At 49.1% G+C, this 13,668-nt stretch carries 11 protein-coding genes and 4 tRNA genes; 11 read left to right on the top strand and 4 right to left on the bottom strand.

Annotated features, from left to right (window positions below; genetic code table 11):
• Positions 1–166 precede the first annotated feature (166 nt).
• From uvrY to JIG40_RS13940, 7 genes are all read left to right on the top strand, one after another.
• Positions 167–811: a UvrY/SirA/GacA family response regulator transcription factor gene (gene uvrY, locus JIG40_RS13970; RefSeq protein WP_024374216.1), complete on the top strand. Its 645-nt coding sequence runs from the start codon at positions 167–169 to the stop codon at positions 809–811.
• Complete coding sequence (gene uvrC, locus JIG40_RS13965; protein WP_061056596.1) at positions 808–2,640, top strand: excinuclease ABC subunit UvrC; 1,833 nt, start codon at positions 808–810, stop codon at positions 2,638–2,640. The genes uvrY and uvrC overlap by 4 nt, the downstream gene beginning before the upstream one ends.
• Before the next feature lie 46 nt (positions 2,641–2,686).
• A complete protein-coding gene (gene pgsA, locus JIG40_RS13960) occupies positions 2,687–3,244 on the top strand; it encodes a CDP-diacylglycerol--glycerol-3-phosphate 3-phosphatidyltransferase (protein WP_020327606.1) in 558 nt (185 codons plus the stop codon).
• A 273-nt stretch (positions 3,245–3,517) separates the two neighbouring features.
• Positions 3,518–3,591, top strand: a tRNA-Cys gene (locus tag JIG40_RS13955).
• Between the two features lie 3 nt (positions 3,592–3,594).
• Positions 3,595–3,670: transfer RNA gene (locus JIG40_RS13950), tRNA-Gly, on the top strand.
• A gap of 96 nt (positions 3,671–3,766) precedes the next feature.
• Positions 3,767–3,853 (top strand) — tRNA-Leu (locus tag JIG40_RS13945).
• 23 nt (positions 3,854–3,876) lie between these two features.
• Positions 3,877–3,952, top strand: a tRNA-Gly gene (locus JIG40_RS13940).
• 188 nt (positions 3,953–4,140) lie between these two features.
• Here JIG40_RS13940 and JIG40_RS13935 read toward each other — a convergent pair.
• Positions 4,141–5,205, bottom strand: coding sequence for a PQQ-dependent sugar dehydrogenase (locus JIG40_RS13935; RefSeq protein ID WP_229601580.1), 1,065 nt, complete (start codon positions 5,203–5,205; stop codon positions 4,141–4,143).
• A 353-nt stretch (positions 5,206–5,558) separates the two neighbouring features.
• Between JIG40_RS13935 and JIG40_RS13930 the strand changes: the two genes are divergently transcribed.
• Positions 5,559–6,707 (top strand): GGDEF domain-containing protein, encoded by a 1,149-nt coding sequence (locus JIG40_RS13930; protein WP_024374219.1) that lies wholly within the window; start codon positions 5,559–5,561, stop codon positions 6,705–6,707.
• On the opposite strand, the gene JIG40_RS13925 is transcribed toward JIG40_RS13930, so the two are convergent.
• Together JIG40_RS13925 and JIG40_RS13920 are read right to left on the bottom strand one after the other, a co-directional pair.
• Entirely contained in the window at positions 6,659–7,594 is a 936-nt protein-coding gene (locus tag JIG40_RS13925; protein ID WP_199465532.1) for a LysR family transcriptional regulator, read from the bottom strand. The genes JIG40_RS13930 and JIG40_RS13925 overlap by 49 nt on opposite strands.
• Positions 7,595–7,601: 7 nt before the next feature.
• Positions 7,602–8,084 (bottom strand): GNAT family N-acetyltransferase, encoded by a 483-nt coding sequence (locus JIG40_RS13920; RefSeq protein ID WP_199465531.1) that lies wholly within the window; start codon positions 8,082–8,084, stop codon positions 7,602–7,604.
• A gap of 350 nt (positions 8,085–8,434) precedes the next feature.
• On the opposite strand from JIG40_RS13920, the gene pheS reads away from it, so the two are divergent.
• From pheS to ihfA, 3 genes are all read left to right on the top strand, one after another.
• Positions 8,435–9,418 carry a phenylalanine--tRNA ligase subunit alpha gene (gene pheS, locus JIG40_RS13915; RefSeq protein ID WP_024374222.1) on the top strand — a complete coding sequence of 328 codons (984 nt, stop codon included), beginning with the start codon at positions 8,435–8,437 and terminating at the stop codon, positions 9,416–9,418.
• An 18-nt stretch (positions 9,419–9,436) separates the two neighbouring features.
• On the top strand, positions 9,437–11,824 hold the full coding sequence (pheT, locus tag JIG40_RS13910; RefSeq protein WP_061056594.1) for a phenylalanine--tRNA ligase subunit beta: 2,388 nt from the start codon (positions 9,437–9,439) through the stop codon (positions 11,822–11,824).
• A 445-nt stretch (positions 11,825–12,269) separates the two neighbouring features.
• On the top strand, positions 12,270–12,563 hold the full coding sequence (ihfA, locus tag JIG40_RS13905; protein ID WP_004726208.1) for an integration host factor subunit alpha: 294 nt from the start codon (positions 12,270–12,272) through the stop codon (positions 12,561–12,563).
• A gap of 49 nt (positions 12,564–12,612) precedes the next feature.
• On the opposite strand, the gene JIG40_RS13900 is transcribed toward ihfA, so the two are convergent.
• Positions 12,613–13,389 carry a phosphoribosylglycinamide formyltransferase gene (locus tag JIG40_RS13900; RefSeq protein ID WP_199465530.1) on the bottom strand — a complete coding sequence of 259 codons (777 nt, stop codon included), beginning with the start codon at positions 13,387–13,389 and terminating at the stop codon, positions 12,613–12,615.
• Between the last annotated feature and the right edge of the window lie 279 nt (positions 13,390–13,668).

Below are 13,668 nucleotides of genomic sequence, written 5' to 3'. Positions count from 1 at the left end.
TTCTCAATGCGTGACAGCAAGCGAAAATAAGTGCTTGCTAAAGTTTCCGTTTGAGCACATATTCAGGATAAGAAATTATTCTGAATTTTAGTTAGACTAGGCAGCCATGCTGCTATCCACTACCTCGGTGGGTGCAGAGCCAATAAATAAGTGTGGAGATACAAGTTTGATAAGTGTTTTCCTTGTAGATGATCACGAGCTGGTTCGCACAGGGATACGACGTATTATTGAAGACGTCCGTGGAATGAACGTAGCAGGGGAAGCTGATAGCGGTGAAGAAGCAGTAAAATGGTGTCGCAACCATCATGCTGACGTCGTACTGATGGATATGAACATGCCGGGCATTGGTGGCCTGGAAGCGACGAAGAAGATTCTTCGTTTCAATCCTGACGTGAAAATCATCGTGTTAACCGTTCATACAGAGAACCCGTTCCCGACCAAAGTTATGCAGGCCGGAGCGGCAGGCTATTTGACCAAAGGTGCCGCGCCAGATGAAATGGTGAACGCCATTCGCGTCGTGCACAGCGGTCAACGCTATATTTCTCCGGAAATTGCCCAGCAAATGGCGTTAAGCCAATTTTCACCAGCCTCAGAAAATCCATTTGCTGACTTGTCCGAGCGTGAGCTCCAGATCATGCTGATGATCACCAAAGGACAGAAAGTAACCGATATTTCAGAGCAATTGAATTTGAGTCCTAAAACGGTCAATAGTTACCGTTATCGACTGTTTGCTAAGCTAGACATCAGTGGTGATGTGGAACTGACGCATCTGGCGATTCGACACGGGATGCTCGACACTGAGAAGTTATAGTGTCCTCGTTTGATTCAATCTCCTTTCTGAAAACAGTAACCAATCAGCCCGGTGTGTACCGCATGTACAATACCGAGGCTGAGGTTATTTATGTCGGTAAAGCCAAAGATCTCAAGAAGCGCCTCTCCAGTTATTTTCGTAAGAAGATAGACAGCGAGAAGACACGCGCTTTGGTCAGTCACATTGATAAGATCGATGTGACGGTGACGCACACCGAAACTGAAGCGCTGATCCTTGAGCACAACTACATCAAGCAGTATTTGCCGAAATACAACGTGCTGCTGCGTGATGACAAATCCTATCCGTACATTTTCATCAGTGGACATCGCCATCCAAGATTGTCTATGCATCGAGGGGCGAAGAAACGCAAAGGCGAATATTTTGGCCCGTATCCGGACTCCGGGGCGGTGCGTGAAACGCTGCATCTGATTCAGAAAATTTTTCCGGTTCGTCAATGTGAAGATACGGTATACAGTAACCGGACTCGTCCGTGCCTGATGTATCAGATTGGTCGCTGTGCAGGCCCTTGCGTCAGTACCATCATTTCCGATGACGATTACGCTGAGTTGGTGAATTATGTGCGCCTGTTCTTACAGGGCAAAGATAAGCAAGTGCTGGAAATTCTCATCGAAAAGATGGAAAAAGCCAGTATGACGCTGCGATTTGAAGATGCGGCGAAATTCCGTGATCAGATTCAGGCCATTCGCCGCGTTCAGGAGCAGCAGTTCGTTTCTGAAGACAGCATGGACGACATGGATGTGTTAGGTTTCGCGCAGGAAAAGGGCATCGCTTGTATCCACATCCTGATGATTCGTCAGGGCAAAGTGCTCGGCAGTCGCAGCCATTTTCCTAAAATTCCGCAAAACACTTCTCAGGAGGAAGTGTTCGAGAGTTTCCTCAGTCAGTATTACCTCAGCCACAATGAAGCGCGCACGATTCCAAGCCGCATTATTTTGAATGAAGGTTTGCTGGTGGATGCGAAACCGATGCAGGATGCGCTGGCTCAGCTGGCAGGCAGAAAAGTCACCTTCCATGTCAATCCGACGGGTACGCGCGGACGTTATCTCAAACTGTCGAATACCAACGCTTTGACTGCCATCACAACTAAGATTAATCATAAGATGACCATCAACCAACGTTTCAAAGCGTTGCAGGATGAGTTGAGTATTGAAAACATCCTGCGTATGGAGTGTTTCGATATTTCGCACACCATGGGTGAGAGTACGATCGCATCCTGTGTGGTGTTTAATCAAGAAGGCCCGGTCAAACAAGAATATCGCCGTTATAACATTACGGGGATTACTGGTGGTGATGACTATGCAGCGATGGGGCAGGTGTTGGAAAGACGTTACGGTAAACAGCTTGATGTCGACAAAATTCCGGACATTATCTTCATCGATGGCGGTAAAGGTCAGCTCAATCGTGCCCATGAAATCATGACACAATGTTGGCAGGATTGGCCAAAACGCCCACGATTAATTGGTATTGCCAAAGGGGTGACACGTAAGCCTGGTCTGGAAACACTGATCACCACTGACGGAGATGAGTTCCATTTGCCAAGTGATGCGCCTGCACTGCACCTGATTCAGCATATTCGTGATGAAAGTCATAACCATGCGATTGCTGGCCACCGAGCAAAACGCGGTAAAACGCGTCGTACCAGCGCGTTGGAAGGTATTGAAGGGGTCGGGCCAAAACGTCGTCAGGCGTTACTCAAATACATGGGTGGTTTGCAAGAACTCAAGCGGGCGACTGTAGAAGAAATCGCCAAAGTGCCGGGCATCAGTCATTCTTTGGCAGAAATCATTTATCAAACATTGAAACAATAAGAAAAATACCGCACCATAAACGCGCAGTCGATAAGAGCCTAAAAATATGCGTTTTAACATTCCCAATATTCTGTCTTTACTACGACTTTTCCTGATTCCGGTCTTTGTCGTATGTTTCTATCTACCATACAACTGGGCTCCGTTCGCAGCAGCGATGGTGTTCTGGGTAGCTGGCTTTACTGACTGGCTGGATGGGATGTTAGCTCGCAAGCTTGGTCAAACATCGCGTTTTGGTGCGTTTATCGATCCGGTTGCAGATAAAGTGCTGGTTGCCACCGCGCTGATTCTGATCACCGAGTACTACCACAACATCTGGATTACCATTCCGGCGGTGACCATGATTGCGCGCGAAATTATTATCTCAGCGCTGCGTGAGTGGATGGCCGAAATTGGTAAACGAGCCAGTGTGGCCGTGTCCTGGATTGGCAAAGTAAAAACGCTGACGCAGATGTTCGCTCTGTGGGTGCTGATTTGGCGCTACGATGATTGGATGATTTGGCTTGGCTACGCTTCGATTTATGTTGCGACGATCCTGACTTACTGGTCGATGGTGCAATATCTGGCGGCGGCGAAAGACGACTTACTCAGCGAAGAACATCAATGAAGAAACGGGCGACAGCCCGTTTTTTTATGTTGGTCGACAGAGTGATAAAGTGAGACGGAGCAGGAATGGTAAACTCGCTGTCTGACTTTAGTTATCTTGCGGAAAACATGAGCTTTTTTGCGACTAAATTGACCAAAGCAAAGCTTTTTGAATGTAAAATAGACAAACGATTTAAAATCAAAAAAATTGTGTTGACTCATTTTGCCGATTCCGTAGAATGCATCCCGTACTCAAGAGGAATGCGCAGTTAGTGCAGTCCAAATGAGTGTCAGAGGCGCGTTGGCAGAGTGGCCATGCAGCGGATTGCAAATCCGTGGACCTCGGTTCGACTCCGGGACGCGCCTCCATTTGCGACACTAGCTCAGTTGGTAGAGCGCAACCTTGCCAAGGTTGAGGTCACGAGTTCGAACCTCGTGTGTCGCTCCAAATTAAAGTGATGTGGCCAGAGTTGGTCGTGTTACTAAAAATTCAAGTATCCGATATCGATGCTTAGATGGTAAAACCATCGCAACAAATTAGCGTGCCCTGGTGGTGAAATCGGTAGACACAAGGGATTTAAAATCCCTCGACTTTCGAGTCGTGCCGGTTCAAGTCCGGCCCGGGGCACCATATATCTACTCTGCGTAGAACATGCGACACTAGCTCAGTTGGTAGAGCGCAACCTTGCCAAGGTTGAGGTCACGAGTTCGAACCTCGTGTGTCGCTCCAAACAAGAAAAACCCGATCAAATATGGTCGGGTTTTTTGCTATCTGGCACATGCGAAGAGGGCGAACCTCGTGCCCAAGCTGGTCGCGTCGCTCCAAATAAAAGAAGCCCGATCAGAAATGGTCGGGCTTTTTGCTACCAAAAATTTGTCATCTGACGTTTGTCATAGGGTTTTCTACTCACGGCAACCTTACGGCTTTAGGCGATAAATATTGCCGCTGTCGGTGGAGAAGTAGATCCAGTCATCGGGTGAACGGCGAATATCGCGAATGCGTTCTCCCAAGGACTCCAGTAAGCGGGTTTCATCACTGGCGCTCTGATTATCATCTAAGGTAATCACATTAATGTGCGTGAGTTTGAGTGCACCAGTCAGTAACTTACCGTTGAGCTCGGGATAACGCTTGCCTCGATAGAGCAACAACCCGCTTGGTGCAATTGAGGGAATGTAGACTTTCCTTGGCGATTCTATCCCATCCGCCTCTTCACTATCGCCAACGGACACGGGGCCCCAATACTCCTTGCCATAAGATGTATTTGGCCAGCCGTAGTTGGCCCCTTTTCGAATCAGGTTAATTTCATCTCCGCCTCGCGGGCCATGTTCGATTTCCCACAATGTTTTGGTTGGCGTGTCGTAGAACAACCCTTGTGGGTTGCGGTGGCCAAAACTCCAGATTTGCGCCTGTGCGTTGGCTCTTCCCGCAAACGGGTTATCGTCTGGAGTCGTGCCGTCGAGATTTAAACGCAACACGCTGCCGGCGTGGGTTTGGAGATTCTGCCCGTTTGGTCGTATTCCGCGATCGCCGACAGTGAAATAAAGATGCGTCGCATCAAATGCTATTCGGCTGCCAAAGTGACGGGTGGTGTTGGAGTTCGACACGGTGACCAGCAGATCTTGCCATTTGGTGACGACTTTTCCATCCCAGTGAGCCATGGCAAGCGTGGTATCTGTTTCTGCGCCATTTCTCTTACTGTAGGTAAAGTAAAATACGGTAGGGTCGATAGGGGAGAGCGCGATATCGAGCAGACCGCCTTGCCCGTTTGCCGAAACAGAATCGACTTTCAATACGGACTTTTTAGACTGTGTGCCCAAGTCGACCAGCACGATGTCGCCGTTGCGCTCCGTGACGAGCAGTTGAGTGGCAGAAACAAATGCCATTCCCCAGGGAACGAGTAAACCACTCATGACTTTTTCTGCCTCATATGAAGCGGCGTTAAAACTGAAAAGCCACAACAGGCAACACAATAAGCGGGTCATGATGGCATCCTTACTTACTCACTGAATAATAAAGACAGTTTAGCAGTGTTTACCAAATCGTCAGTTTGAACGATGGGGTACTCGATTCCTGTCCTTATACTTTGGTCTAGTTACTGTATTTTTTTGGAATAAAGATCTCTAATTGTGATGCTGATGTATCTTCATGTTTTGCAAGAAAAATTGGCTGATTTTCTTTCTATTCTCACAATATCTGGCTGCCAATGCGTCAGGTTGAGCTTGATAAACTCTGCTTTGGTTCACAACCTATTGATCTTGTGTATGTCATAGTCCATGTATTTATTGTGGTTTATGCACATATAACATCAGAATATTCAGCGTGGACTTTTCTCGATATGAAATCATTCCTATGGGATCGCTATTTTGAAACGGGCATCGACGATGTTGATGAGCAGCACCAGTATTTGGTGGGGTTTATCAACAAGTACGGTGAGCTGCTGGCAGAAAACAGCATGTCATTGCAGGATGTGCGCTTGGCGCTGTTTGAATTGTCACGCTATGCGGAATTTCATTTCAAGGAAGAAGAGCAACTGATGCGCAATGCGGGTATCGCAGAAGCGCACTTGAGCGAACACATCAAAGTCCATCGTACATTCATGGCGGAAATTTTCAGCATGCAAGCTTTTCTCAGTGATACTGATGACAGACCGGCGGTGCAATTACTGGAATTCCTGATCCATTGGCTTGCATACCATATTCTCGGCATTGATCAGAATATGGCCCGTCAGGTCAAAGCGATTGAAAACGGTCTGTCTCCTCAGCAGGCCTATGAGCGCGAGGAGCGCGAACGCGACAGTGCTACAGAACCATTACTGAATGCGCTGAATGGTTTGTTTGAACAAGTCTCTGAGCGTAACCGTGAACTGGTCAAGCTTAATCAGTCGCTGGAAGAGAAAGTTCATGAACGTACCCAACAGTTAATGAAGGCCAATCAGAAGCTGGAAGCATTATCGATGACCGATAGCCTGACCGCCTTACCAAACCGGCGTAAAGCTTTGTGTCAGCTTGAAGCATATTGGAAAGAGTCAATGCAGTTAGGGGCACCATTGGTATGCATCATGATCGATGCAGACTATTTCAAGCAAGTTAACGACAGTTGCGGGCATGATGCGGGCGATAGAGTGCTGGTGGAACTGGCGCATACGCTACAACATGCGTTTCGCAGCGACGATTTGGTGTGCCGCCTCGGCGGTGACGAATTTCTGGTGATTTGTCCCAATACAGATTTGGAAGGTGGGTTGCACATTGCAGAGCTCACCCGTCAGCAGGTCAATAATCTGTTAGTCCCGACAGGCATGGAACCTTGGCGCGGTAGTATCAGTGTGGGGGTCGCGGAATCTCACGGCTTTATGAATGACCACCATGAGCTGATCAAACTGGCCGACACTGCGGTTTATCGCGCCAAAAAAGCAGGCAAAAACCGCGTTTGTATCGCTCAATTTGATGAGGAAATCAGCGCGGAACCTAACGCCAACTTAGCCTGAAAATCCCGTTGCAGATGAGTAAAGCAGAGTTCGCGAAACCAGCGATGCTCATCGTCATTCTGAAATTTGGCATGCCACAGCAGGTAGTAATTATGGGTTGCGAGCTCAAATGGCGCGCTTAGTACCGCTAGCGGGTAATGTTTGGCGTATTGTGCCGCGATATGCAGCGGTACCGTCACCAGACATTCCGTACCAATCACCGTTTCCAATGCCAGACGCAGCGACGGCAAGGTGGCGAAAACGCGCCTTTGTTTTTTGTGCTGGCGGAACAGATTATCCACCTGGCGGCTCTCTTCATGTAATCCGCTGACCAGAATGTGCCTGGCCGCAAAGTAATGCTCCAGTGAAACCCCCTTAATCGCGATATCGTTTTGCTCACAGCAGCAGATCACGTAGTGATCACTGGCGAGTTTTTTTCCATACAGGTTTTCCGGTACGGTCACGGCCAGTGTGCCCAGCAGATCGACGTCGGCTTCTCCCAATTCACTCAGGGATGCGTTCTGCCACAACGAGGTCTGAATACCTGCCTGAGGTGCCTTCTCATACAGTTCTGAGCAGAGCGCAGGCAGAATATCCATTGAGACAAAGCTATTGAAAGCAAGACGAAATGACCGTTCGCAGTGCTGAATGTTTGCCTGCGGAGGTAGGTAGAGTTGGTCAAGTTGAAACAACAATGCTGGCAGACGTTCTTTCAACTGCTCGCCACGTTGTGTCAGGGTAAACTGCTGACTATCGCGGATCAAAATGGGATCCTGGAACTCTTCGCGTATCAGGCGCAGTGCTTTACTCATTGCGGGCTGAGTCACGTTCAGCCTGCGCGCGGCATCCGTCAGGTTACGGGTTTCGAGCAGCGCCATGAGCGCAGGCAGCAGTTTGTAATTGTTCATCGATTCCTCAGAGCTGTTTGAGCATCCACACATCACAGCCGTTGTGCTCGGTACCCGGCATGGGGGCAGGTAAATGTTCAAAGCCCAGGTTTTCATACAAGCGCACCGCAGTGCTCATGTTGGACAGCGTATCGAGGTAACACTGAGCAAAACCTTGTTGCTTGGCAAAGGCGAGACACTGTTGCGCCAGCGCTTTGCCGAGGCCGTATCCGCGACTTTCAGGCAGCAGAAACAGCTTCTTCAGCTCACACACTGAATCGCTGCCATTGAATGGTGCGATGCCACCGCCACCGACGACTTTGCCATTCAATGTCGCCAGCCAATAACCACTGCGATCTTGTGGTAGGTAATGCTTGCTCATCGCCAGTACTTCGGCGTCCGACGGGCCAAAGCCGTCACCAATTGCGCCAAATTCGGCGCCCACTTTTTTAATGATATCGCAGATGGTTTGGTCATATTCCGCGCTGATGGGCAGGATGTGGGGTTGCATGTCGACCTCGATAAATGGTTGAGAATGAGTCTTTACCATACGTGGTGATAAGTATAAACAGAAATCAAAATTTGCACTAACAGGCATAACCAAAAGTGATGACCAATGAAAATAGTTCTCAGCAATAAATCTGGCTGTTTAACAATTAAACGAAAGCGCATTTTCCTCGTGCTGAAAGTGTGATTCAGGCCGATTTCAATTTGGCTTTGACAGCAGCTTTAGTTACTATGTACAGCTATTTGAAAAACCCCAAGAATCCCTTACGGTCAGCCTTATCGGCCCCCAAAAGGGCACCAAGGTAACCCTTTCGGGCTCCTTAAGGAAACTGCTCATCAGCAGACGAGGAAACGATGCAACATCTACAAGAGATTATTGCTAACGCGACCGCAGCCATCAACGCTGCAGAGTCGTTAGTCGCACTGGATGACGTGCGTGTTCAGTACCTGGGCAAAAAAGGTGAGCTGACCGCTCAACTACAAAGCCTGGGCAAGCTTCCACCAGAAGAGCGCCGTACCGCTGGTCAGGAAATTAACGTCGCAAAAGAAACGGTTCAAAAAGCCATTGCTGCGCGCAAAGATAGCCTGCAACGTGCAGAGCTGGAAGCGAAGCTGGCGGCAGAAACTATCGACGTGACCCTGCCTGGTCGTCGTATCGAGAACGGTGGTCTGCACCCAGTAACCCGCACAATCGAGCGTATTGAAAGCTTCTTTGGTGAACTGGGCTTTACCGTTGAGTCTGGTCCTGAAATCGAAGACGATTTCCATAACTTCGATGCTCTGAACATCGCAGATGATCACCCAGCGCGTACTGACCACGATACCTTCTTCTTTAATCCAAAGTTGATGCTGCGTACTCACACGTCTGGCGTACAGATTCGTACCATGGAAGAGAACCAGCCACCGCTGCGTTTCATCGCTCCTGGCCGTGTTTATCGTAACGACTACGACCAAACGCACACGCCAATGTTCCATCAGGTGGAAGGCATGCTGGTTGACGAAAACGTGAACTTTGCGCAGCTGAAAGGCATTCTGCACGACTTCCTGTGCAACTTCTTTGAAGAAGATCTGGAAGTGCGTTTCCGTCCGTCTTACTTCCCATTCACTGAGCCTTCAGCCGAAGTGGACGTGAAAGGTAAGAATGGTAAATGGCTGGAAGTACTGGGCTGCGGTATGGTGCATCCAAATGTGCTGCGCAGTGTTGGTATCGACCCTGAAAAATACTCTGGTTTCGCATTCGGTATGGGCGTAGAGCGTCTTACCATGCTTCGTTACGGTGTGAACGACCTGCGTGCGTTCTTCGAAAACGATCTTCGTTTCCTAAAACAGTTCAAGTAATCCAGAGGTTTAATCACAATGAAATTCAGCGAATCTTGGCTTCGTGAGTGGGTTAACCCAGCGGTTACCACTGGCGAGCTTACTCACCAAATTACTATGGCCGGCTTGGAAGTTGACGATGTCCTTCCTGTAGCGGGTACTTTTACTGGCGTTAAAGTGGGTCACGTTGTGGAATGTGGTCAGCACCCAGATGCAGACAAACTGCGTGTGACAAAAGTGGATGTGGGCGAAGAAGAACTGCTCGATATCGTGTGTGGCGCGCCAAACTGCCGTCAGGGCCTGAAAGTCGCGGTTGCGACGGTTGGCGCTGTTTTGCCAGGCGATTTCAAAATCAAGAAAGCGAAGCTACGTGGCCAGCCTTCTCACGGCATGCTGTGTTCATTCTCTGAACTGGGTATTGATGTCGAATCAAGCGGCATCATGGAGCTGGCGGAAGATGCCGTTATCGGTACGGATTTCCGTGAATTCCTGGCTCTGGATGACGTCACTATTGATGTAGACCTGACGTCAAACCGCGCGGACTGTTTCAGCCTGCGTGGTATGGCTCGTGAAGTGGGCGTACTTAACCGTGCCGATGTGGCTGAGCCTTCGGTTGCACCAGTTGCACCGGCAATCGATGCCACCCTTTCTATTGAAGTCAAAGCGCCAGCGGCGTGTCCTCGCTACTTGGGTCGTATTGTTAAGAACGTGAACGTTCAGGCACAAACTCCACTTTGGATGCAAGAGAAGCTGCGTCGCTGTGGTATTCGTTCTATCGACCCGGTTGTCGACATCACGAACTATGTGATGCTGGAACAAGGCCAACCAATGCACGCGTTTGATCTGGCGAAGATCGACGGTGGTATTGTGGTGCGCCTGGCAGAGCAGGGCGAGAAATTGACCCTGTTGGATGGCAGCGAAGCAGAACTGAACGCCGACACACTGATCATTGCAGACCACAACAAAGCGCTGGCGATTGCGGGTATCTTTGGTGGCGAGCACTCGGGCGTGAGCACTGAAACCAAAGATGTGCTGCTAGAATGTGCATTCTTCGCTCCGGATCATATCCGTGGCCGCGCACGCAGCTACGGTCTGCACACCGATTCTTCAATGCGTTTTGAACGTGGTGTGGACTACGCACTGCAATTTGCTGCGATGGAACGTGCAACTCAGCTTCTGATCGACATCTGTGGTGGTGAAGTTGCGCCAGTGGTTGCGGCTGAATCTGATGCCGATCTGCCAAAACCGAACACCGTGGCTTTGCGCCGCACTAAACTGGACAACCTGCTGGGTCACCACATCGCGGATGCGGACGTGGTTGAAATCCTGCAACGTCTGGGTATGACCGTTGAAACCACTGCGGAAGGCTGGACAGCGACAGCGCCAACCTGGCGTTTTGACATCGCAATCGAGCAGGATCTGGTGGAAGAAGTGGGCCGTATCTACGGTTACGACAACATTCCAAACCAGGCGCCAGCGGCTGCGCTGAACATGAACCTGCACAAAGAAGCGAACCTGCCTCTGAAACGCGTTCGTGATCTGCTGGTTGACCGTGGTTACCACGAAGCGATCACATACAGCTTCGTTGAGCCAGAGCAGCAAAAACTGATCGTGCCAGATGTTGAGCCTTTGATTCTGCCAAACCCAATCTCTGCAGATATGTCTGCTATGCGTTTGAGCCTGATTCAAGGTCTGCTGAACACTGTGGTTCATAACCAAAAACGTCAGCAACCACGTGTTCGTCTGTTCGAACAAGGTCTGCGTTTCATTCCGGATCAAGCGGCTGAAAACGGCATGCGTCAAGAGCCAATCCTGGCGGGTGTGATTTCTGGTACTCGCGGTGAAGAGCACTGGAACCTGGAAACAGCAACGGTGGATTTCTTCGACCTGAAAGGTGATGTCGAAGCGATTCTGGAACTGACGGCCAACGGCAAAGCGTACAGCTTCGCGGCGGCAAAACATCCAGCGCTACACCCTGGCCAGTCAGCAGCGATTGTTCTGGACGGCAAAGAGATCGGTGTGATCGGTACGGTTCACCCTGAGCTTGAACGTAAATTTGGTCTGAACGGTCGTACTATAGTGTTTGAAATCGAATGGTCGGCAATCAATACCAAAGTGATTCCTGAAGCTGTCGCACTGTCTAAGTTCCCTTCAAACCGTCGTGATATCGCGGTTGTAGTGGACGACGCAGTGGCGTCTGGTGACATCGTTAACGCGTGTCTGGAGCAGGGCGGCGAGTTCCTGAAAGACGCTAAACTGTTCGACGTTTACGTTGGCAAAGGCGTTGAAGATGGTAAGAAGAGCCTGGCAATTGCCCTGACTCTGCAATCCGCAGAACGCACGCTGGAAGATGCCGATATCGCCGGTGCGGTTGAAGCGATTGTTGCTCACGTATCAGCGAAATTTGGCGCAACACTGCGCGACTGATCGTTGTTATTGAGTGCGAAAAAGCAGGCTTGAGAGCCTGCTTTTTTTACGCCTGCAATTTTGCTATGAAGCGACAAGTTTGGCATGTGTCCTGAGCAACCGCCTGATTTACAGATAAATTTAAAAAATTTTTTTGGCGTAACGAAAAATTTTTCCTACGCTGTAATTAGAGAGAACCTCTGAGTATTTTAAAGAAAGTGGCATAAGTAACTAAAATATCAGTAGTTTTTCTTTCAATATGAAGACAAATTTTGCTTCTAAGCGCGGGATATGCGCCTCTTTTTACCGTTAGACTTTGTTTAGTCTCAATAAAAAAGTTGGCGAAAATCATAAGCTTGGCATACACTTTTCAGGTAAAGCCGATATGTCGTTGATTGGCTAAGCAAAAATTGCTTTGGTGCTGTCACTGCGCAGCAAGGTTTAACATAGCTTTGAGGGAAGTTTTATGGCGCTCACAAAGGCCGATTTGGCTGAGAACCTGTTTGAAAAACTAGGGTTTAGTAAACGGGATGCCAAGGAAACGGTTGAAGTGTTTTTTGAAGAAATTCGTAAAGCACTCGAAGGTGGCGAACAGGTAAAACTCTCCGGTTTTGGTAATTTTGATCTGCGAGACAAAAACGAGCGTCCGGGTCGAAATCCAAAAACGGGTGAAGATATTCCTATCACCGCTCGACGTGTCGTAACGTTCCGCCCAGGGCAAAAACTAAAAGCCCGAGTCGAGAACATTAAAAAGTCGTAAAAAGACCGAGCATTAGACCACGCTTTCGCGTGGTCTTTTCATATTTGGCTTATGCTGCCTGGATGTGTGTGGTGATGTAAGGCTGCCAAGCCTGCTGGTAAAGGTTTTGCGACTCGCGACGAATCTGCTTAATCTTCGCGACTTCCCAATCATTGAGTGCTCGCTGTTCGCGTCCTGCGTTGCGCTCAATCTTCTGAATCTGCTCATAAAGATCATGTTCCGGGCCGCTTTTCACATCGGCAATCGCTTTAAGGTGAAACTGCACTTCTGCGATGATGCCTGTTTTAGGCAGTTGGACCAGTACGTTCAGATCACGATAGCCTGAGTCTGCGGGAGATTTGAAGCGGTTTTTCACCTTAAGAACGGTCGCTTCGCGGCTCAGCGCCTCATAGGCATCAACCAGACTCGGGACGTCGTTGGCAATGATAGTCGCGCGGGCCAGGTCGGTAATACGCTCTGGCTGACCGTTAAGATCCAGTTCAATTTTTTCTGCCGCGCGATGCTGTGATTTAACGCCGGCAAAATAGGCTTGGGTGGACGTTAGCAGGGCCGTACTTTTACACAGTGTTTCCAGTTCGCACTGCGCTTGGTGGGCTTTACTGTAGAGTACATCAAAATCCTGATAAGGCTGGAGAACGCTATTTTGCGTGGTTTGAATGCCGTAAAGGCCGCTGAGGCTGTGTTTGAAAAGCTTTGAACTGACTTGATTTTGTGACTCGCCCCGATCTTCTCTTGGTGACGTGTCTAATGGCAGAGCAGCCGCAAAAGCAGGTGCTCGGCTCAGAACCAGAAGCATCAGTGCCGTTGTTCGTAGGAATAGGCTCATTCACTCTCCTTAGCTTGCGTTGTTAGGTCAAAAGTGGCAATCAGAAGGCCCATAACAGAGTGCAAACAAAGAAATCTCTTCAATAAAGAGGTTGGGTTGAAATCGTAAAACTCAATCGCATCCCAACATCAAATGTGCAGAGTGTGTATTCCATCACATTACAATGCTCGACTATTCAGACTGTTAGCAGGATAAACAGTTCCTTTTGCGAGTGTAACCAAGTGTGTATTTCACAAAACTCTGACCGAGTGATAAAAACTGGCTACCGATTTTAAGCAG

The organism is Vibrio sp. bablab_jr001, from assembly GCF_016464285.1.
Taxonomy (GTDB): domain Bacteria; phylum Pseudomonadota; class Gammaproteobacteria; order Enterobacterales; family Vibrionaceae; genus Vibrio; species Vibrio fluvialis.
Note: the sequence above shows the minus strand (reverse complement) of the source record. Positions and strands in the feature narration are given on the sequence as shown.

Coding starts and splice junctions, on each gene's coding strand:
- pgsA (WP_020327606.1), top strand. CDS start 2,687: ATGCGTTTTAACATTCCCAATATTCTGTCTTTACTACGACTTTTCCTG.
- JIG40_RS13935 (WP_229601580.1), bottom strand. CDS start 5,205: ATGACCCGCTTATTGTGTTGCCTGTTGTGGCTTTTCAGTTTTAACGCC.
- JIG40_RS13930 (WP_024374219.1), top strand. CDS start 5,559: ATGAAATCATTCCTATGGGATCGCTATTTTGAAACGGGCATCGACGAT.
- JIG40_RS13925 (WP_199465532.1), bottom strand. CDS start 7,594: ATGAACAATTACAAACTGCTGCCTGCGCTCATGGCGCTGCTCGAAACC.
- JIG40_RS13920 (WP_199465531.1), bottom strand. CDS start 8,084: ATGCAACCCCACATCCTGCCCATCAGCGCGGAATATGACCAAACCATC.
- pheS (WP_024374222.1), top strand. CDS start 8,435: ATGCAACATCTACAAGAGATTATTGCTAACGCGACCGCAGCCATCAAC.
- pheT (WP_061056594.1), top strand. CDS start 9,437: ATGAAATTCAGCGAATCTTGGCTTCGTGAGTGGGTTAACCCAGCGGTT.
- ihfA (WP_004726208.1), top strand. CDS start 12,270: ATGGCGCTCACAAAGGCCGATTTGGCTGAGAACCTGTTTGAAAAACTA.
- JIG40_RS13900 (WP_199465530.1), bottom strand. CDS start 13,389: ATGAGCCTATTCCTACGAACAACGGCACTGATGCTTCTGGTTCTGAGC.